The organism is Acidobacteriota bacterium, assembly GCA_012517875.1.
Lineage (GTDB): Bacteria > Acidobacteriota > JAAYUB01 > JAAYUB01 > JAAYUB01 > JAAYUB01.
Window position 1 is genome coordinate 44,530 of the sequence record JAAYUB010000021.1, and the last position, 20,516, is coordinate 65,045.

The window sequence follows — 20,516 nt, forward strand, 5'->3', positions numbered from 1 at the left end:
CCACTCAGAACAACCGCTTTTGGATCTCGGCAATGATCTCATCCTCTGAACCCTTGCCGCGCGGGGAGGCGGCCAGGTCGATTTCCTTGCGTTCCAGCTTCTTGAGTATGGATCCGGCCCGCTCCAGCACCGCCGGCGGCATGCCCGCCAGCCGGGCCACCTCGATCCCGTAGCTGCGGCTGCCGGTGCCCGGGACCACCTTGCGCAGGAACACGATCTCGCCCATCCCCTCCTTGACCGTGACACAGTAATTCTGGATGCCCGGGTAGAGGGCGGCCAGGCGGGTGATCTCGTGGTAGTGGGTGGCGAACAGCGTCCGGGCCCGGTGGGCGGGCGTGTTGTGCAGGTACTCGGCCACGGCCCAGGCGATGGACAGCCCGTCGAAGGTGGCGGTGCCCCGGCCCACCTCGTCGAGCAGGATCAGGCTGCGCGGCGTGCAGGTGTGCAGGATGCCGGCGGTCTCCACCATTTCCACCATGAAGGTGGATCGCCCGCGGGCCAGGTTGTCGGAGGCGCCCACGCGGGTGAAAATCTGATCCACCAGGCCGATTCGGGCGGACTCGGCGGGGACGAACGAGCCCATCTGGGCCAGGATGGCGATGAGTGCGGTCTGGCGCAGGTACGTGCTCTTGCCCCCCATGTTGGGCCCGGTGAGGATCACCAGCTGGTGGTCGGCGTCGTTGAGCAGGCAGTCGTTGGGGATGAAGGCGGGTTCGATGTGCTCGATCACGGGATGGCGGCCGCCGGAGATCTGGATGACGGTCGAGTCGTCCACCAGCGGCCGCTGGTAGCGGTGGCGCACCGCCGCTTCGGCCAGCGAGGCCAGCACGTCCACCAACGCGATCACCTGGGCCGACGCCTTGATCCGGGGGAACTGCTCCATCAGGCGCTGCCGGATGTCCGCGTACAGCTCCCGCTCCAGCCGGACGATCCGCTCCTCGGCGGAGAGCACCTTCTCCTCGTACTCCTTCAACTCTTCGGTGATGAAGCGCTCGGCGTTGGCCAGGGTCTGCTTGCGGATGTACGCGGCCGGCACCGCCGCCAGGTTGGCCCGAGTGACTTCGATGTAGTAGCCGAAGACGCGGTTGTAGCCCACCTTCAGGGTGCCGATGCCGGTGCGCTCCCGCTCCTGGGCTTCCAACCGGGCGATGAAGTGCTTGCCGCCGCGCGAGATCTCGCGCAGCTCGTCCAGCTCGGCCGAGTAGCCCGACTGGATCACGCCCCCCTCGTTGATGGTCGGGGGCGGGTTGTCGTGGATGGCGCGCTGCAGCAGGTCGTGGACATCGGCCAGCGGATCGAACCGTCCGACGGCGTCCCGGAACACGGGGCTCTGGAGCTGCGCGGCGAGCTCGCGGAACAGCGGAAACTGACCCAGCGAGGCGCGCAACGCCAGCAGGTCCCGCGGCCGGGCGATGCCGGCCGAAATCTTGGACAGCAGGCGCTCCACATCCTGGATCTCGCCGAGGCATGCCTGCAGGCGCTGCCGGAGGTGGTACCCGCCTGCCAGCTCGGCGACGCCGCCCTGGCGCGCCGCGATGTGCGCCGGATCCATCAGCGGCCGCAGGATCCAGTTCCTGAGCATCCGCCCGCCCATGTTCGTACCGGTGAAGTCCAGCGTGTGCAGCAGGGTGTGCTTCGTGCCGCCGTCGAGGGCGCGGACCAGCTCCAGGTTGGTGACGCTCTCGGTGTCCAGCTTGAGGAAGTCCGCCGCTTCAAAATACTGGAAGGCGAGCAGGTGTTCCATGGGCAGCTTGTTGGCGTCCTGGACGTAGTGCAGCAGGACGCCGGCGGCGCTCACGGCCAGTTCCTTGCCGGCGAGGCCGAACCCGTCGAGGGCGGCCGCGCGAAAGCTGTCGAGGAACACCCGCTGGGCGAACTCGATGTGGAAGAGCCAGTCGTCCTGTTCACTCAGGGCCGACCGGTCCAGGATGGCGCCGAACGTTTCGGTTTGGAAGAGGGGCGCATTGGCCTTGGGAAACAGGATTTCGGAGGGCTGGAAGTGGTTGAGCTCCACCACGAGCCGGGCGGCCGTCTCGCCGTCGGTCTGCTGGGTGACCAGCAGGTCGCCGGTGCTCACGTCGAGGAAGGCGGCGCCGAAGCCGTCGCCGCGCTGGAAGACGCAGGCGATGAAATTGTTGTCCTTCGGCTCCAGCATCACGTCTTCGGTGACGGTGCCGGGCGTGATGATCCGGGTGACCTCCCGCTTGACCAGCTTGCCCGGACGGGGTTCCTCGAGCTGGTCGCAGATGGCCACCTTGTACCCCTTCTTGATGAGGCGGGCGACGTAGCCGTCCACGGCATGGTGAGGCACGCCGCACATGGGGATGGGCTGGCCGTGCTTGTCCTTGTTGCGGGAGGTGAGGGTGATTTCGAGCTCCCGGGCGGCGACGACGGCATCCTCGAAGAACATCTCGTAGAAGTCGCCCAAGCGGAACAGGATGATCTTGCCGGGCAGCTTCCGCTTGACGTCGTGGTACTGGCGCATCATCGGGGTCAGGTTGTCGGTCATCGCCGGGCGCTCCTGGTTTGCGACTCGCTATTGTACCAGAGCCCCATGACGAGGGGATGGTCGATTTTTCCGGACCGTGGATTCGTTCCGTCACCGGGGTGGTCGCGCGCGGCGGACACCGGTCGGCCCCCGAGTTCCGAAATCCCTGTGGACGGGCGCGGAAAGGAGTCTAAAAAAATTTTAATTTCGTGAATTTTTTTCTTGGGTTTTCGATCGGAATGTGTATAATTCCACCGGCGCAGACCCCACGAGGGCACGCCAGACCATTTTTGTGACGTCCGCGTCAGCTATCAGCCGCCGTGGCCTCACGCACAGGAGAAGTGACATGAAGATCTACGTGGGTAACCTGAGCTACTCGACCAACGAAGACCGGCTCCGCGAAAAGTTCGCGGCGTTCGGCGACGTGGAAGAAGTGGCCATCCCCACCGACCGGGACTCCGGTCGCCCCCGCGGGTTCGGCTTTGTGACCATGCCGAACAATGAACAGGCCATGGCCGCGATCCAGGCTCTGAACGGAACCGACCTCGACGGTCGCCCCATCAAGGTGAACGAAGCGCAGCCCCGCCGGAATGATGCCGGTCCGCGGCCGCGGCGTTGGTAATCCCGCCGATACCTTCGAGCGTTAACCACCGCAACCGCTAATTCGAATCCGCCAGGGGGCGCAAGCCCCTTGGGCGGGTTTTTGCGTTTGTGCGGCCCCGGGCCGGCGGTTCTCGCCGGCCCGCCGCCTATTTCGGCGCCGGCACTCCGGCGGCGGCGGCGGCGTTCGACCGGGGGCCGGGCCTGTCTGCGTTGCAATTCGGGGACACGTCAGGTTGTCAGTCGGACCGGAGCCCTGCTCCGAACCCTATCCGTCCGGATGGACCGGGCGCCCGCGCCTCAAGTGAACGCCACGTTGCGCTCGAAATCGGCGGCGCTGGTGGCGGCGCTCTTGGCCGTCTCGAAGTCGATGATGTCGGCCCGGTACAGCTCCATCAGATGCTGGTCGAACGTCTGCATGCCGTACTGGTCGCGGCCGGTGGCGATGAAATCCTTGATGCTCCCCTCTTTGTCGGGATTCTCGATGAAATCCTTGATCGTCAGGGTGGTCCGCATGACCTCGAGCACCGCGATCCGGCCCACCTTGTCCTTGCGCCGGAGCAGCCGCTGGGAGATGACCGCGATGAGGGAGTCGGCCAGCCGGAGGCGGACGGTTTTCTGCTCGCTGAGCTCGAACACGCTGACGATGCGCTGGATGGTCTTGGGGGCGTCCATCGTGTGCAGGGTGCTCAGCACCAGGTGGCCGGTCTCGGCCGCCTTCAGGGCGATGTCGATGGTCTCCCGGTCGCGCATCTCGCCCACGAGAATGATGTCGGGATCCTGGCGCAGCGACGCCCGGAGCGCCTTGCCGAAGCTCTCGGTGTCAGAGCCCACCTCGCGCTGGATGATCGACGCCATGTTCTCGCGGTGCAGGTATTCCAGCGGGTCCTCGATGGTCACGATCTTGCACGGCTTGGACTGATTGATGTCGTTGATCATGGCTGCGAGCGTCGTGGACTTGCCGCTGCCGGTGATCCCCGTCACGAGCACGAGGCCGCGCTCCTCCCGGGCGATGGTGCGCACCACCTCGGGCAGCCCCAGCGTCTCGATGGTGGGCACGTTGAACGGGATCAGCCGCAGCACGATGGAGAAGGTGCCCCGCTGGCGGCAGATGTTGACCCGGAAGCGGGACACGCCCGGCAGGGAGTAGGAGCAATCGGTGTCCTTCAAGTCGAAGATGTAGCGATCCAGATCGTCCGGGTGGACCAGGCTGGTGATGCTGAGGATGTGACGGGCGATGGCCTCGGTGTCGGCCGGTTTGAGCGCCGGCAGCTGCTTGATGGGAACCACGTGGCCGTGGATGCGGTACTTCCACGGCGATCCAACGCAGAGATGAACGTCCGAGGCCTCCACTTCCAGCGCTTTCTTCAGGACAGCCTTGAACACTTGCACGACGTCTTCCATCGGCGCACCCACAATTCGGCAATGAAAACGTGTTGTGCCTATGATAGAATAACGCCCCATCTGGAGGGAAGATTTTTAGGAGGCGGCGGTTGCGTTTCGAACTCACTGACGACCAGGAACTGATCCGGAACACCGTTCGCGATTTCGCCGAGCACGAAGTCCGCCCCGGCGCGGCGGCGCGTGACCGCGACAGCGAATTTCCCGCCGACCTGCTGAAGCAGCTCGGCGGCATGGGCCTCATGGGCGCGGTGATTCCGGCCGAATACGGCGGGGCCGACATCGACCCGATCGCCTACGCCCTGGTCATCGAGGAGCTGGCGCGGGTTGACGCATCCCTGGCGGTCACGGTGGCGGTGCACAACTCGGTGGGCGCCTATCCCATCGTGCGGTGGGGCACCGACGAGCAAAAGCGCCGGTACCTGCCGCCCATGGCCACCGGCGAGGCGCTGGGCGCCTTCGCCCTGACCGAGCCGCAGGCCGGCTCGGACGCCGCCAACCTCAAGTGCCGCGCCGTCCGCGACGGCGACCGATACATTGTCAACGGGGTCAAGGCGTGGTGCACCAACGGTCCGGTGGCCCATACCATCGTCCTCATGGCCGTGACCGACCCCGGCCTTGGCTCCAAGGGCATCAGCGCCTTCATCCTGGAGGCCGGCACCCCGGGATTCCAGTCCGGCACCGTCGAGGACAAGATGGGGCTCCGCTCCTCGAAGACCTCCGAGCTGGTGCTGGACAACTGCGCCATTCCCGCAGCCAACCGCCTCGGGAACGAGGGCGACGGCCTCAAGGTGGCGCTCTCGGTGCTCTGCGCGTCGCGCACCGGCATCGGCGCCCAGGCCGTGGGCATCGCCCAGGGTGCCTTTGAGGAGGCGCTGCGCTACGCCAAGGTCCGCGAGGCCTTCGGCCAGCCGCTGGCTGGTTTTCAGGCGACCCAGTTCAAGCTGGCCGACATGGCCACGCGGATCGAGGCCGCCCGGCTGCTGGTGCTGTACGCCGCCAGCCGCAAGGGGGACGTGGACCGCCGGATCTTCCGGTACAGCAGCATGTGCAAGCTGTTCGCCTCCGAGATGGCCAACGAGGTTGTGGCCCAGGCCGTCCAGATCCACGGCGGCTACGGGTTTTCCCGCGAATACCCGGTGGAGCGGTTCTACCGCGATGCCCGCGTGACCACCATCTACGAGGGGACCAGCGAGATCCAGCGCCTCGTGATCGCCCGCGAGCTGCTGAAGGAGTAGGCGCGTGGACGTCTCCGGCTTTCTGGCCAACGCCAATTGGGGCCTGCTCCTGCTGGGCTACCCGGTGCTGCTGCTGGCGCTCACGGTGCACGAGTGCGCCCACGCCTGGACGGCGGACCGGATGGGCGACTCCACGGCGCGGCTGCTGGGGCGGGTGACGCTTAATCCGGTGGCCCACATGGACCTGTTCGGCACCGTGCTCTTCCCCATCATGGCGTTCCTGTACCAGATCCCGCTCATCGGTTGGGCCCGGCCGGTGCCGGTCAATCCGCTGCACCTGCAGCGCCCGTCGCGGGACAACATGCTGATCTCGCTCGCCGGCCCCCTGAGCAACCTGGGCCTGGCCGGCCTGCTGTTCCTCGTGTATGCGGTGCTGAAGCTGTCGGGGGCGGCCTACCGGCTGCCGGAGATGTTCGCCGACCCGCTGCTGATGTTTTTCGTCTACGGCGTCTACATCAACATGATGCTCATGGTGTTCAACCTGATCCCCGTGCCGCCGCTGGACGGCAGCCACATCGTGGAGCATTTCCTGCCGCCCTCGCTGAAGCCGGTGTACGAGCAGATCCAGCCGTTCGGCTTTTTCATCCTGATGCTGCTGTTCATCAGCGGCATTCTCCGCATCGTGATCAGCCCGGTCCTGCACCTGGTCGGGTTGCTGTTCGCTGTCGTGTAGCCATGGACGATCGAGACGACATGCCGCCCACCCTCATCGATCGCGGGGAGAACCTGCCGGAAGCCGGCGGGACGGCCGCGTCCGCTCCGGCGGTCGATCGCGTACCGATTCTGAATGATGACTCCCTCACGGGCGCGCCAGCGATAGAGACCGCCGGCACGGTGGAGCCTGCCGGTGCGGACGGCGGCGATCTTCCGGTGGAAGCCCGCAAACCGGTTCACCCCGATGTCACCGCTGATGGAGGGTTTCCGGCGTTCGCCGGCGTGGACCCCGCGATCGGCACCGGGGACGCGGCGGCTCCGGCCGTCATGGGGAGCGCGGTACCCGCTGCGGAGTCGTCGGAACCCGCAGCGCCCGCCATCGTGGCGGACGGCGCGCCCGCGGAGGAGCCGGACGCGGAGGTCCCGCCCGCCGCCAGCGACCGCGAGGCGTCCGCCGCGCCGGTCGGAGATGCCGTTGCCACGGCTGTCGCCGAAGGCGGAGCAAGCCGCGGCGAAACCGAGGATGCGGACCAGCCCGCGGCCGCCGGCGCGGCCGGCCAGACGGAAGCCGGTCCGGTCGTCCAGCCCACCATCATCGACCGGGGCGAAAGCCACGAGGTGCGGCTGGCCGACTTCGAAGGCCCGCTGGATCTGCTCCTGCACCTGATCCGCAAGGAGCAGGTGGACATCTACGACATTCCCATCGCCCTGATCACCAATCGCTACCTCGAGTACATCGAGCTGATGCAGGACCTCAACATCAACCTGGCCGGTGAATTTCTGGAGATGGCGGCCACGCTCATCTATATCAAGTCCCGGATGCTCCTCCCGCCCGAACCCGGCCCCGAGGGCGATGAGGCGGTTGCCGAGGACCCCCGCCAGGAACTGGTGGAACGCCTGCTGGAGTATGAGCAGTTCAAGAACGCCGCCCAGGTGCTGTATACCCGGGAGCAGATCGAAACGGGCGTGATGACCGCCGACCGCATTCGGGAGGTGGTTCCGCCCGAAGAGGAACTGCTCTCCGTGTCATTGTTCGACCTGATCGCGGCCTACAAGAACGTGCTCCGCCAGCTCGACGAACGGGCCGTTCTGGAGATGGAGCGGGAAAACGTCACGGTGGCGGAGAAAATCGCCCAGGTTCGGGAGATGCTCGAGCAGAAGAAAAAGCTGCGCTTCACCGATCTGGTGCGCCTCAGTCCGGCGCGTACCCACGTGGTGGTGCTGATGCTGGCCCTGCTCGAACTGGCCCGCATGCGCGACGTGCGCCTCCGCCAGGACGGGCTGTTTTCTGAAATCTGGATCATCCGAAAGGCGGCAGCGCATGAACCCAGTTGAACTGAGAGCGGCCATCGAGGCGATCCTGTTCGTCTCGGACGAGCCGGTGAGTATGGATCAGCTGCAGGTGGTGTTCCGCGGCACCGAGCCCGGGGCCATCGAGTCGGCCCTGAACGAACTTCAGCGCCGGTACGACGAGCCGGGTAGCGGCGTGATGTTGCGCTTCGTGGCGGGCGGCTGGCAGCTGGCGACGCGGTTGGAGTACCACGAGCAGGCACGACGTTTCCTCAAGGAGCGCCCGGCGTGCAAGTTGTCCATGGCTGCGCTGGAAACCCTGGCCATCGTGGCGTACCGGCAGCCCGTGACGGTGCCCGAAATCCTGCAGATCCGCGGGGTGAAATCCTCCGCGGTGATCAAGACACTACTGGAGAAGAAACTCATCATCGCCCGCGGCCGCAAGAAGGTGCTGGGCTCTCCCATGCAGTACGGGACCAGCCGGGAATTCCTGACCTATTTCGGCCTCGGCTCCCTGGAGGAGCTCCCCTCGTTGGAGGAGTTCGAGGACATCTTCGGCGACAAGGCCGACCATGTCCGCCAGAAGGATTTGTTCGATCTCAAGCTTGAGGGGATCCGGACCGTCGGCGCCGCGGTGGCGCCGGAGCCGGAGGAGGACCTGCTCCCCGGCTTCGATGCGGAGGGATGAGCGCATGGAGCGCGTCCAGAAGATCGTCGCCCGCTGTCTCGGCATGTCGCGGCGCAAGGCGGAGGAGCTGGTCCGCGCGGGCCGGGTGGCGGTGAACGGCCGGGTGGTGGCGCTTGGGGCGCAGGCCGACGGGGCCGCCGACCGCGTCACCGTGGACGGCAAGCTCCTCAAGGCCGAGCCGGCCAGGGTGTATCTGCTCCTGAACAAGCCGCGCAACTACCTGTGCACCGTGTCGGATCCCGGCGGCCGTCCCACGGTGCTGGACCTGGTGAAGTCGAAGATCCCGGTCTATCCCGTGGGCCGGCTCGACTTCGATTCCACCGGCCTGGTGATCCTAACCAACGACGGCGCGGTCGCGTACCGCATCCAGCGGGCCGGCACCCACTGCCCCAAGGTGTACCTGGTCAAGGTGGCGGGCACGCCCGACGAGGCCAAGCTGGACCGACTGCGCCGGGGGATCACCATCGACGGAGAACGCTTCGCCCCGTGCGAGATCGCCAAGACCCGCGAGAAGGCCCACTCCTATTCCTGGCTCAAGGTCACCCTGTTCGAGGGGCGGAACCGCCAGCTGCGCCGGATGTTCGAATTCATCCACCACCCGGTGTTCCAGCTCAAGCGCGTGGCCATCGGCTCCCTGACCGATGCCGGGCTCCCCGTGGGCTTTTACCGCCCCCTGACCGACGCGGAGGTCAGCCGCCTCCGGTCGCTGCCCGTGGCGGCCGGAAAGGGCCGGCCCCGTCCGAAATAGTTTTCGTGATTCTGGAAAATTTTAATACAATATGAACGTCCCCGGTGAGCCGGACCCAATCCATGCATCGTGGAGGCGCCATGTTGAAAGATGTCGTTCCCGCCCACATCTTCACCATCAAACCCTACCAGCCGGGCAAGCCCATCGCGGAGGTCAAGCGTGAGCTGCACCTCGACGACGTGATCAAGATGGCCTCGAACGAAAATCCGTTGGGCCCGTCGCCGCGGGCGGTGGAGGCCATCCGCCGGAGTCTCGACGACCTGAACTACTACCCGGAGGACAGCGGGTTCTACCTGCGCGAGAAGCTCAGTCAGAAACTGAAAGTCGGTCCCGAGATGCTGTGTCTGGGCAACGGCTCCTCCGAGATCATCGTCAACGTGGGCCGCGCCTTCCTGAAGCCCGGCGACGAGATCCTGACTTCGGAAAAGAGCTTCGTCATGTACTACCTGTGCGGGGCGTACATGGGGAACCCTGTGGTTCGGATCCCCGTCCGCGAGTACGGCTTCGATCTCGACGCCATGGCGGCGGCGCTGACACCCCAGACCCGGATTGTCTTCATCGCCAATCCCAACAATCCCACCGGGACCTATCTATCTGAATCCAGCCTCACCCGGTTTCTGGACAAGGTGCGGCCCGAGACGCTGGTGGTGCTCGACGAGGCCTATTTCGAGTACGTCGACGCACCCGACTACCCGGACGGTCTGAAGCTGCTGGCCCGGTACCCCAACCTGCTGGTGCTGCGCACGTTTTCCAAGATTTACGGCCTGGCGGGGATCCGCGTGGGCTACGGCGTGGGCGCACCCGAGCTGATCGATATCCTGAACCGGGTGAAGCTCGCGTTCAACGCCAACGCCCTGGGGCAGGAGGCGGCCGTCGCCGCCCTCGACGATGACGACTTCGTCGCCCGGTCGATCCAGAACAACCGGACCGGCCGCGACTTCCTGCAGGACGCCTTCCGGCGGCTGGATATGCCGTTCGTCCCCAGCGTGACCAATTTCATCATGGTCCTTCTCGCCATCCCCGGCGAGACGCTGTTTGACAAGATGCAGCGCCAGGGTGTGCTGGTCCGGCCGCTGCGCGGCTTCGGGGTCCCCGAGGCCGTCCGGATCACGGTGGGGCGGCCGGAGGAAAACGCGCGCTGCCTCGCCGTGTTCGAGGCCGCGATGAAGGAGCTGGGTTGCCTCGGAAAATGAAACGCCTCATTGTCGCCATCGATGGACCCTCCGGCTCGGGCAAGAGCACGCTGGGCAAGCGGCTGGCCCGCCGGCTCGGCTACCAGTACATCGACACCGGCGCCATGTACCGGGCGGTCGCTTGGCGGGCCCTCCAGGCGGGGATCGACCTGGACGATCCCGACTCGGTGGCGCGCATGGCCGGCGCCCTGCGGATCGAGCTGGAGCCGCGGCCCGACGGCGTGGGCGTCCGCGTGGACGGTCGGGACGTGACCGACGCGATCCGCACCCCCGAGGTGGCCCAGGGGGCGTCCAAGGTGTCGGCGATTCCGGCGGTGCGGCGGGTGCTGGTCCGAATCCAGCAGGAGCTGGGTCGGCGCGGCGGCATCGTCATGGATGGGCGCGATATCGGCACGGTGGTATTCAGCCATGCCGAGGTCAAGGTGTACCTCGATGCTTCGGAGGAGGAGCGGGCCCGCCGGCGCTGCGCCGAGGACGCCGCCCGCGGAGTGAGAACCGACATGGCCGCCACCCGGCAGGCGATCCGGGAGCGGGACCGGCGAGACAAGACCCGTGAGGATTCGCCGTTGCGGTGCGCCGACGACGCTTACTACCTGGACTCCACCGGTCTGACCATCGACGAGGTGCTGGACCGCATCGAGGCGCTGGTGGAGCAGCGGCGGGGGAACCCATGTTCACGGGATTGATCGAGGAAGTGGGCCGGGTGACGGCCGCGGGCGCCCATCAGCTGCAGCTCGCCGCGCCCGGCTGTGCGCCGCGGCTCCGCGTGGGCGACAGCCTGGCGGTCAGCGGCGTGTGCCTGACGGTGACGCGCACGCAGGGCGAGCGCGTTTGGGTGGATATCTCGACGGAGACGCTGTCCAAGACCAACCTGGGCCGGCTGGCGGCGGGGCAGGCAGTCAACCTGGAGACGGCGCTGACCCTGGAGCGGCCGCTGGGGGGCCACCTGCTCACGGGGCACGTGGACTGTGTGGGCCGCGTCCATGCGGTGGAAAAAGCCGCCGACTCCTGGATGCTGACGGTGGAGTACGGCGCCGGGTTCAGCCACCTGGTGGTGGCCCGCGGCGCCATCGCCGTGGACGGTGTCAGCCTCACCGTGGCGGAGCTGGCGGCGCGCGCCGTGCGCATCGCCCTGATCCCCCACACGATCCGGAACACCACCCTGGCCACCGCGGCGCCGGGGCAGGAAGTGAATCTCGAGTTCGACATCCTGGGCAAATATGTGGCCCGCTGGCTCGATGTGACCGGCGGCCGCCCCCCCGTTGAGCCGGACGGCTCCGGCGGCCTCACCATGGACCGACTGCGCGACCTGTTGTCCTGAGCGGGGCGGGAAGAATAAACAGTAAATAGTGAACGGTGAGGAGTGAAGAGATCGGAGATAGGAGTTGGGATCTCGCGCTCGTAATTCGTAATCGTGCTCGTAATCGTCATCGAGCCCAGGATCTCGTTCACCCCCGATCGATACTTGCCCGCCGTAGGCCGCGTCCGCCGGACGCGGCCCGCCACCTCGGCACGGTTGAGTGGTTCGCCCAAGGCTCAGCGTCTCATGGTGGCGAGGATCAATCGAAATCCCGCCACCTCCTGCCATGTGTAGCGGCGCCCGTCCGGCGGACGGGCGCTGCTTCGCCTGAGGCCGCGCCAGCGGCCGAGGCATGTAGCCCGGGCCGAGAGGCCCGGGTCGCCGGTTTTTTTTTTTTTTTTTTTTTTGAGAGACAGGGGAAGTCGCGCCAACGGCGGCGGGATCCACGCGCCGCGTTCGTGTTGGGTCTGGGAAGAACCTTTGCTGCGGGGCCGCTCGGGCCTTGCCTTCCCCCGCTCCTGTGGAGCTTTTTGCCCTCCCGCGCCCGTCGCCTTCCCGGATCTTTCGCTCCGGGGTCTACACCCCGCCGCCGCTGGCGCGGCGGGATCGTGCCGCGGGCCGCGTTCGGCGAAGGTGACAGACGGCGATGACGCGAGTATTGCGCGATCGTGCCGTGACCGAGCTCGCGGCCAGAGGCCGTGAGGACTGAAATCGTACTGTCGCTGGCGCGGCGGGATCCGGCGTCGGACCGCGGATGGGTACCGGAGTCGTGTGACGCCGCACCGCGCTCCGCGTGCGGATCCGGAGCGGCGTCATGCCGTGCGAACAGTGAGCGGTAAACAGTGAAACGCAGGGGGTATGCTTGACGGCGCGCTTTGAAGCCTGACCAGTCTCATCGAGCGCGCGCTCCGGTAGGATCCGGATCGCGCGGGACGCCTGCGCCACGCGCATGTCGTGGGGGGTGTCAGGACGGCAGCTTGGCCAGCAGGTCGCGGGCCATGGCGGCGAACTCGTTCTCCAGGGGGAGCAGCTCTTCGAGCAGTTCGCGGGCCCGGGCGAAGTTGCCGGTTTCGCGGTGCAAGTTCGCCAGGTTGTATACCACTTTCCAGAACAGGTTGTTGCGAGTGGTCAACGAGTTGAGCAGCGCGCTGGCCTTCTCAGTCTGGTTCAGCTGCATCAGCGTGAGCGCCTGACCGATGATGGCCCGGATGAAGAAGGGGTTCAGCGTGCAGGCCTTCTCGAAATTCTGGTACGCCTCGTCGGGCTGCTCCAGGTAGTAATAGAGCCGGCCCAGGTTGTAATACAGGTCGGCAAAGCCGGGGTTCTGCCCCAGGGCCAGGTTCAGAATGTGGACCTCGGCGCGCAGCAGATCGGCTTTTTCCGAGCCGATCCGCTCATCTTCCGGCGACTCGTTGCTGAACAGAATGGTCTCGGGAATGCTCTTGAAGTCGCGGTATGACTCCTCAAATTTCTCCAGCGCCTCCGCGGCGCGCCCCAAGTCCTTGTAGCAGAAGCCCATGCTGATCTTGGCGGGCACGAATTTCGGATTGCGAAGCAGGCACCGGCGGAAGTACTCCAGCGCCTCGGAGTGTTTCTTGAGGCGCTGGGCCTCCCGGCCCAGACGGAAATACACCTCCGGCAGGTCCACGCCATCCACCAGCAGGTTCTGGTAATGCTTCACCAGGAGCTGGCGAAACCAGGAGTTGCGGATGATGTCCCCCTCCGGGTCCTGGAAGGGCAGGGCCTGCACGTCAATCTCGATGGTCTTGTGGAACCGCTCGTCCACCCACTTCTGCACGGCGGCCTCGGAAACGTCGCTGTCATTTTTGGGTAACGGGTATTTGCGCAACAACGGGTGACCGGCGTCCATCCGCAGCTGCCGGGCAAGGAAGCCGAGGGGGATCTGGAAGCGGTTCCGCTGTTTGAGAAACGGGATCAGCTCCTCCAGGATCCGGAAGGCGTCTGCGTAGCGCTTAAGCACGATGTAGGCGGCCATCAGGTCCAATTGGGCTTCGGGGAAGGGGCGTTTGAATTCCAGGGCCCGCAGAAGCATCTTTTCGACTTCAGGGTACATACGCCGCCGGAACCGGGCGATGGCCAGCAGGTGATAGACCGTGGCATCGAAGGGAGGCAGCGCGATGGCGTCGTGCAGGATTTCTTCGGTGCGGTCCAGGCTGCCCAGATTCAGGCGGGCGATCCCCAGGCAGATCCGGATGCTGGGGAAGTTGGGTTCGCGGGTGAAGATCGCTTCGAACACCCGCACCGCTGCCGGGAAGTTACCGGAGTTGTTGAGAATGATCCCCTTGTTAAGCAGCAGGATGCTGTGGTCCGGGTATTCGGTCAGCCCCTGGTCCAGGATGTCCAGTGCTTGCTTGTGCAGTTGTTGTGAGGTATATTTGATGCCAAGGAGCTTGTAGCATTCTAGAATGAAACCTTTAGAGAGAGACGCGTAAGTGCCTTCGGCTTCGGAATCACGGGCGGCGGCTTCGCGGAAGGACGCGATGGCCTTGTGGTAGAGTCCTTTCCCGAATTCGCCGAGGGCTTCTTCGAATAACAGCGATTCCTTCATGAAACCGTAACGTCTGTCACAGGATATTGATACTTTAAGTAAAATTGCAAACAGGGTCAAGAAAAAGATCGCGTCCGGCGGCTTAAATGGGTTCAGACGCCAGCAACCCACCCAGCAACATCGTGTACGTCTATCAGGAGATGCTCCTCACCCTGGTGGACGTGTTCCAGCACGTGGCCGAACAGGACAACATCCAGATCAACCTGGAGCGCATCTTCGACCTGATCCTGAGCTTCCGCGACTACACCGCCGTCTGGATCTACCACCAGCCGGACGAGTCCGGACCGGCTCAACTCATCGCCCACAAAGGTGTGGCCCGCGACACGGTGGATCCCGAGCAGAATGCCGAGCTGCGGGCGGCGGTGATGGACCATGTCTTCCGTACGGCCCAGCCCATCTCGCTCAAGCGCCTCGAGCCGTGCTTCGGTCCCGCGGCCGGGACCGTGATCCGAACCCACCTGGCGGTGCCGCTCCGGCTCCCCGGCCGGGTCTGGGGCGTGCTCAATGTGGCTGCCGGCAACCACCGGCGGGTGTCCCGGCACGAGATCCAGTTCTTCTCGGTCATCGCGGGGGTGATCTCCAGCCTGCTGAACTTGGAGCAGTGCCGGCAGCGACAGGCCGGGGACCTGAGCCGGATGTCCGGCCTCGGTCTCCAGAAAATGATGGAGAAGCTGGCCGACGGCGTCATGCTGATGACCGACGACTTCCACCTGACCCTGCTGAACCCGTCCGGGAAGGCCTTCCTCGGCGATCTGAGCGAGTTCGAGAAGGGCGCGTTCTTTGACAAGTTCAGCGAGGTGCAGGGGACGATCTGTGACCGGCTGGGCCGGCAGGGGCAGGAACTGATGGAGATCGAGTTGCCGCTGGCCGATCCGTACGGCAAGGTGATCCGCCTCGTGGCCACGCCGCTGCACGACCCGGTGTCGGGCTTCCAGGGCGCCATCATCGTCGCCAAGGACATCACGGGCGAGAAGAAAATGGCCCGGCAGGCGCGTCTACAGACGCGGGTGTCCTCGGTGGGTTCGCTGATCGAGGGGATCTCTCATGAGCTGAACAACCCGCTGGCCGCCGTGTCCGGCTACATCCAGATGCTGGGCCGGAAACTGGCCGACGACGAGGGGGCGCGGGATATCCTGGGCAAGATCGACCGGGAGCTGACGCGGGCCATCGTCATCGTCAAGAACCTGGTGGCCTCGGCCGAGCGCCGCCCTCTGGAGAAGGTGCCGGTCCGGCTGAACGCTCTCCTCGAGCATCTGGCGGACGAGCTCCAGCCCATGATCCACAAGCTGGGCGTGACCCTGAACTTGAACATGGAGCCGGATCTGCCCGAGCTGTACCTTGAGCGCGAGAACATCGCCCAGGTGTTCCGCACCCTGATCGAGCTGGCCGCCCAGACCATGGCTCAGGATCACGGCGGCGGCATCCTCGACATCGCGATGCTCAAACGCCTGGAAATGGTCCAGGTCGTGATCACCGACGGCAGCCCCGGCGTTGAGCCGTCGAACATGCCGGAAGTCCGGGCGCTCGTCCAGGTTTCGGATCAGCCGCTTGAAGACGCCAGTGTCCGGCTCGCGTTCTGCTTCAACGTTATCCGCAACCACGGCGGCGTGATCTTCACCGAGGCTGAAACCGGCAAGGGCATCGGCTACGTGATCGAACTGCCTGTTTTTGCGGAAGAGTATTGGCGCACCGATTCCGGCCCGTGATCCCGGGCGTCTCCCCCTCCCCGCGCCTCAGAGGAACGTTTTCCGCTCCCGGGCCATCGCCTCCAGAGTCTGCTGGACCGCAGTCTGGACCACGGCGATCTTGAAGTCCCCCGCGATGCCCTTCAGACCGTCCTCGGCCTGGCGCGACGGCGTGGTCGACAGCAGTTCGATAAGACCGGTGACCATCTTCGGATTCAACCCCCCGATGGCGCGGCCCATGACGATGGTCGCCTTGCCCAGTTCCTGGCGGATGGCGTCCAGGATCATCTGGACGGCTCGCGTCTGCTTGGAGAAATCGAACTCGCCGGCGCCCTTCAGAACGCTGGCCTTGAACTCGTCCAGCACCTCCGGTTTGTAGAACTTCTCCAGCCGGATGGCGTCCGAGACGTGGGACGCTGTGGCGATCTGGAGCACGAGCTGCAGCCCGCCCATGGTGTCGTAGTTGAGGTAGCAGCGGACTGCCTCCTGCGTCAGGGCGGGAAAGACGTCCGGATGGATGTAGGCGAGCATCATGTCGAGGATGTCCCGCACCGGGTAATCCGCCGGCTTCTGCAGCCGGCCCAGCAGGTAAATCAGGTTGCGTTTGTAGTACCAGCGGGTCAGCTGCTGGCTCTGGAGCTCGGCGATGATCTGATAGAAGATCTCCGGCTCGTAGACCGTCAGGAACTGCAGCAGGCGCTTGCGCCCCTCGGCGTCCTGCTCCTGCACCAGGCTGCCCAGCAGATTGGTGGGACGGGTCTCGAAAATGTTGGAGAACAGGGGCTTCAGGATCTTCTTCCGCTCCGGATCGCGGAGGTACTCATCGAGGAACGAGGTGTCGATGGAACTCAGCGTGAGCACGCTGGCAACCTCCCGCTCCAAGAACTGATCCTTGCGCTGATCCACCGTCTGGGCCACGAACCCGAGAATCTCGTTGGCCGCCTCGATATGCCGCCGGTTGAGCAACAGGCGGGCCTTTTCGATCAAGGCGATGAGCCGTTCCTTGAGGGTCTGGTCGTGGATAATGTTGATGAAGGTCTTCTGGATCTCCTCCATCAGCTCGTGCACCCGGGTCCGGCGGACGTCCGGGGCCAGCGCGGGGTCGTCGATGACCGGGGTCAGCTTGTCCATGAGGAGGGTGAACCGTTCGCCGGTGATCTGGATCCACTCGCCCTCCGTGACCTGGGTGGTGTCGTCCACGTGGAACTGGACCTCGTATTCCGGCATGGCCTTCTGAGTTTCCGCCTCGAGCGATTTGAGGAACTGGCGCTTGATGTTGGGTAGCTCTTCCTTGAAAATGTCCCGCTCCTCCGCCGGGCAGAGGCGGTACAGCTCGTTGATAAACGGCCGGATGAATTTGTCCAGCTGGAACAGGCGCAGGGAGCAGAATGAATCCGCTTGGTAGATCCGCAGGACGGTGGTGCCGAGGCACTGGTAGATGGGGATGCCCGATTTTTTGTTCTGGCCGACGGCCCAGTGGTTGCAGAGCTTGGCCACCTGGGCCGGGTCCAGGAGGCCCTTCCCCTCGGTGCGCAGGATGAGCTGCAGGGTGTCCTGGGCGTTGGCCGGGGTGATCTCGTCACTCAGGTACTTGAAGAACGAGGTTACCAGCTGGTTCAAATCGGTTTGGAACGCGGAGTCTCCCATCTCATCTCCCGCTTCGCCCGTTCCGCCGAACCCGGCATCCTCGGGCAAAAGTCCGTGGGGGTAGCACTTGTGGTGCGATGGTAGCACAGATGTTTTTTCTTTGCAACGCGGGGCCGTTTTGGTAATTTGGAAAGGTATTTCCATCAACGTCCCGCGGCGGAAGCTCGGATGACTCTGACGTCGGATGAGTTCAGCTGGAAGATTCTGGCCGTGAGCCTGTTCTGGGCCGTGCTCCTGTTTCCGGGGGTGCTCATCGGCCCGGTCCGGGTGTTCCTCGGCTCATTCCCCGTGCTCATCGACCCGAGCTACGTGCTGGTGATCCTCGGAGGCATCCTGTTCGGTATCTGGGGCGGCGTCGTCAGCCCGTTCATCGCCGTCACGGCGGCCTACCTCATCCGGCCGGGGGAGCACTCGGCCGCGCTGTACCTGGCCTCGCTGGCGGTGCACATGATCAACGGCACGGTGGTGCCGATCGTTCGGGACCGCTGCTTCGCCCGGATGCGCCGCCTGGACGTGCGGGCACTGCTGGCGTACGGCGCCGCCGGCCTGCTGCTGGTGCCCCTGGTGAACGGGCTGTTCTACGCGGTGTTCCGGCGGGTGTACTTCCTGCAGTGGGTGGAGGCGCCAGGGTGGGAACTGCTGCTGTCCACCAGTCTCTACTTCGCCATCCTGCTCGTGTTTCCGGGCGAGCTCATCTTCCAGTTCATCCCGCCCGAGGCGCGTCGCATGGGCGTCCTGATCGAGAACCGTTGGGGCCTCTGGAGCCGCCGGACGCTGGTTTTCCAGAGCAACTGGCTTGTCGTGGGGGCGCTGGTGCTGTGCCTGCTGCCGCTGCCGGTCCACGCGGTGCTGGCGTACCAGGCGTGGTTCCAGCACCGTGAAGCGGCGCGCACCCAGTGGATCCGCAACCGGACCTACTGGAACAAGGTGCACGGCATGAAGATCCAGGCGCAGCTCGACGAGCTGCGCCAGGTTCAGCGGCTCTGCGCCTGGCGGATCCGGATGATCCCGGAGAACCGGGATGCGATCGACGAGCTGCTGCTCCTGGTCCTTAAGTCCCACGACGGGATCCGGAATCTGGAATTCGTCTCCCGCGACGACGCCGATTTCCGCAGCCGGACCGCCTTCTATGTGGGTTCGGAGCAGGGGCTGGACGGTTGGGCACGGGATACGTTCGGAGTGACCCGGCTGTTCACGGATTCGGCGGAGCCGTGGTTCACCATGGGGGAGCGGATTTTCCTGGCCGACGGCCGGGAGGCCGGCTGGCTCATGCTCCGGTGCGGCGCCCGACCCGTCGTCGAGGAGTTCGTCCGGAACCAGGCGCTGCTGCCCGAGCGGGGGCGGGTGTTGCTGGCGGACCGGAACGGCCGGGTGATCTGGGGGGACACCACCCTGTCACGGCTGCCGCTGGACGCGCCGGACCGCTTCCATCAGACGCATCGGGGCCGCGGATTTTTCCTCGACGCGTACCCCGTCCTCGACGGCCACTGGAACGTCATCTACCTCGAGGAGTACGATTTTCTGCCCGGCATGCGCGAGCATCTGGCGGAACATGCCGGGTGGGCCATCTGCATCCACGTGTCCACGTTCCTGTTCCTGCTGGGCATCACGGTGCTGACCCGGGCGCTGGGAAAGGGGATCGAAAACCCGGCCGACCTGGAAGACACCGCGTCGGGGGATACAACCGGCGAGTGACCCGTCCGTCAGCGGACGCGCCCGCGCGGCTGGCCGGTTCCAATCGGCGGGCAACTGTATTACAATTGAGCGGATTCGGGTACGGGAGGACGTCAGCCGGTGACACTGGACCGCATCGAAGAAGCCATCGAGGACATCCGCGCCGGGCGGATGGTCATCGTCATCGACGACGAGGACCGGGAGAACGAGGGCGACCTGACCCTGGCCGCGGAACGGGTGACCCCCGAAGCCGTCAATTTCATGGCCATGCACGGCCGCGGACTCATCTGCCTGCCGCTCACCGTCGAGCGCCTGGAGGAGTTGCAGATTCCGCTCATGGTCACGGAGAACACGTCGAACTTCGGGACGGCGTTCACCGTGTCCATCGAGGCCAAACGCCAGGTGACCACCGGCATCTCCGCCGCCGACCGGGCCACCACCATCCGCGCCGCCATCGATCCCGCCACGCGGCCGTGCGACCTGGCCCGGCCGGGCCACGTGTTCCCCTTGCGGGCCCGCCCGGGCGGAGTGCTGGAGCGCGCCGGCCAGACCGAGGCGGCCGTGGACCTGGCCCGGATCGCCGGACTCTACCCGGCCGGTGTGATCTGCGAGATCATGAACCCGGACGGGACCATGGCCCGCCTGCCCCAACTGCGCGAGTTCGCTGCGCGCTTTCAGCTCAGGATCGTCAGCATCGCCGACCTGATCCAGTACCGGCTCCGCACGGAGCAGTTTGTCACCGAGGTCGAAAACGCCGAGCTGGACACCGAATTCGGCCGCTTCACCGCCCGGGTGTTCCAGAACCGCCTGAACCACCGCCAGCACCTGGCCATGGTCATGGGGGACGTCCGGGGCGGCGAGCCGGTCCATGTGCGGGTACATGCCGAGTCGGTCCCGGGCGACGTGTTCCTGTCGCGCCACAACCCGTCCGGCGCCTACCTGCGCAAATGCCTGCAGTTCATCCAGGCCCGGGGGCGGGGCGTGGTGCTCTACCTGCGGGTGGGGCAGGATGAGCCGCGCCTGCTGCAGGAGATCCGCGCCTGCCGCGTCGGCGCGCACGGCCCCGGCTACTCCTACGGCGCGGAGCTGTACCAGCAGGACGACCAGAAGAGTTATGGCATCGGGGCCCAGATCCTCAGCTCGCTGGGACTGGATCGCATCATCCTCCTCACCAGCCATCCGCGCCGGTTCACGGCGCTGCACGGCTACGGCCTGGAAATCGTGGCGCAGGCGGACGTGGACCAGCTCGACCCGGCGGCGGAGGACCCCCGCCTGCGATCCTGACGGCCCGCGCTGCGGTTGCGCCGCTGCCCCGCCCGGCGATCGGTGGGATATCCCCTG

General features: G+C 65.7%; 16 protein-coding genes. 12 read left to right on the plus strand and 4 right to left on the minus strand.

The window, feature by feature from the left end; genetic code table 11:
• Positions 1-4: 4 nt before the first annotated feature.
• Positions 5-2,509, minus strand: coding sequence for a DNA mismatch repair protein MutS (gene mutS / locus GX414_02815; protein NLI46020.1), 2,505 nt, complete (start codon positions 2,507-2,509; stop codon positions 5-7).
• A gap of 325 nt (positions 2,510-2,834) precedes the next feature.
• On the opposite strand from mutS, the gene GX414_02820 reads away from it, so the two are divergent.
• Positions 2,835-3,110: an RNA-binding protein gene (locus GX414_02820; GenBank protein NLI46021.1), complete on the plus strand. Its 276-nt coding sequence runs from the start codon at positions 2,835-2,837 to the stop codon at positions 3,108-3,110.
• A 278-nt stretch (positions 3,111-3,388) separates the two neighbouring features.
• Here the strand turns inward: GX414_02820 and GX414_02825 are convergent, their stop codons facing one another.
• A complete protein-coding gene (locus tag GX414_02825) occupies positions 3,389-4,492 on the minus strand; it encodes a PilT/PilU family type 4a pilus ATPase (GenBank protein NLI46022.1) in 1,104 nt (367 codons plus the stop codon).
• Between the two features lie 89 nt (positions 4,493-4,581).
• Here GX414_02825 and GX414_02830 point away from each other — a divergent pair, with 89 nt between their 5' ends.
• The 8 genes from GX414_02830 (at position 4,582) to GX414_02865 (ending at position 11,621) form a co-directional block, all read left to right on the plus strand.
• Positions 4,582-5,727 carry an acyl-CoA dehydrogenase gene (locus GX414_02830; protein ID NLI46023.1) on the plus strand — a complete coding sequence of 382 codons (1,146 nt, stop codon included), beginning with the start codon at positions 4,582-4,584 and terminating at the stop codon, positions 5,725-5,727.
• A gap of 4 nt (positions 5,728-5,731) precedes the next feature.
• Positions 5,732-6,400, plus strand: a complete 669-nt coding sequence (locus GX414_02835; protein NLI46024.1) for a site-2 protease family protein — start codon at positions 5,732-5,734, stop codon at positions 6,398-6,400.
• A 2-nt stretch (positions 6,401-6,402) separates the two neighbouring features.
• On the plus strand, positions 6,403-7,716 hold the full coding sequence (locus GX414_02840; GenBank protein NLI46025.1) for a segregation/condensation protein A: 1,314 nt from the start codon (positions 6,403-6,405) through the stop codon (positions 7,714-7,716).
• A complete protein-coding gene (gene scpB, locus GX414_02845) occupies positions 7,703-8,359 on the plus strand; it encodes an SMC-Scp complex subunit ScpB (protein NLI46026.1) in 657 nt (218 codons plus the stop codon). Before GX414_02840 ends, scpB begins: the two co-directional genes overlap by 14 nt.
• A 4-nt stretch (positions 8,360-8,363) precedes the next feature.
• A complete protein-coding gene (locus tag GX414_02850; protein ID NLI46027.1) occupies positions 8,364-9,107 on the plus strand; it encodes an rRNA pseudouridine synthase in 744 nt (247 codons plus the stop codon).
• An 80-nt stretch (positions 9,108-9,187) separates the two neighbouring features.
• Positions 9,188-10,300, plus strand: coding sequence for a histidinol-phosphate transaminase (locus tag GX414_02855; protein ID NLI46028.1), 1,113 nt, complete (start codon positions 9,188-9,190; stop codon positions 10,298-10,300).
• Positions 10,297-10,986: a (d)CMP kinase gene (locus tag GX414_02860; protein NLI46029.1), complete on the plus strand. Its 690-nt coding sequence runs from the start codon at positions 10,297-10,299 to the stop codon at positions 10,984-10,986. The genes GX414_02855 and GX414_02860 overlap by 4 nt, the downstream gene beginning before the upstream one ends.
• Entirely contained in the window at positions 10,971-11,621 is a 651-nt protein-coding gene (locus GX414_02865) for a riboflavin synthase (protein NLI46030.1), read from the plus strand. Before GX414_02860 ends, GX414_02865 begins: the two co-directional genes overlap by 16 nt.
• Before the next feature lie 943 nt (positions 11,622-12,564).
• On the opposite strand, the gene GX414_02870 is transcribed toward GX414_02865, so the two are convergent.
• On the minus strand, positions 12,565-14,169 hold the full coding sequence (locus tag GX414_02870) for a tetratricopeptide repeat protein (protein NLI46031.1): 1,605 nt from the start codon (positions 14,167-14,169) through the stop codon (positions 12,565-12,567).
• 86 nt (positions 14,170-14,255) lie between these two features.
• On the opposite strand from GX414_02870, the gene GX414_02875 reads away from it, so the two are divergent.
• Entirely contained in the window at positions 14,256-15,875 is a 1,620-nt protein-coding gene (locus GX414_02875) for a GAF domain-containing protein (GenBank protein NLI46032.1), read from the plus strand.
• Between the two features lie 27 nt (positions 15,876-15,902).
• Here the strand turns inward: GX414_02875 and GX414_02880 are convergent, their stop codons facing one another.
• Entirely contained in the window at positions 15,903-17,501 is a 1,599-nt protein-coding gene (locus tag GX414_02880) for a hypothetical protein (GenBank protein NLI46033.1), read from the minus strand.
• Positions 17,502-17,669: 168 nt separating this feature from the next.
• On the opposite strand from GX414_02880, the gene GX414_02885 reads away from it, so the two are divergent.
• Both GX414_02885 and ribB read left to right on the plus strand, forming a co-directional pair.
• Positions 17,670-19,196, plus strand: a complete 1,527-nt coding sequence (locus GX414_02885) for a hypothetical protein (protein NLI46034.1) — start codon at positions 17,670-17,672, stop codon at positions 19,194-19,196.
• A gap of 99 nt (positions 19,197-19,295) precedes the next feature.
• Complete coding sequence (ribB, locus tag GX414_02890; protein ID NLI46035.1) at positions 19,296-20,459, plus strand: 3,4-dihydroxy-2-butanone-4-phosphate synthase; 1,164 nt, start codon at positions 19,296-19,298, stop codon at positions 20,457-20,459.
• Positions 20,460-20,516 lie beyond the last annotated feature (57 nt).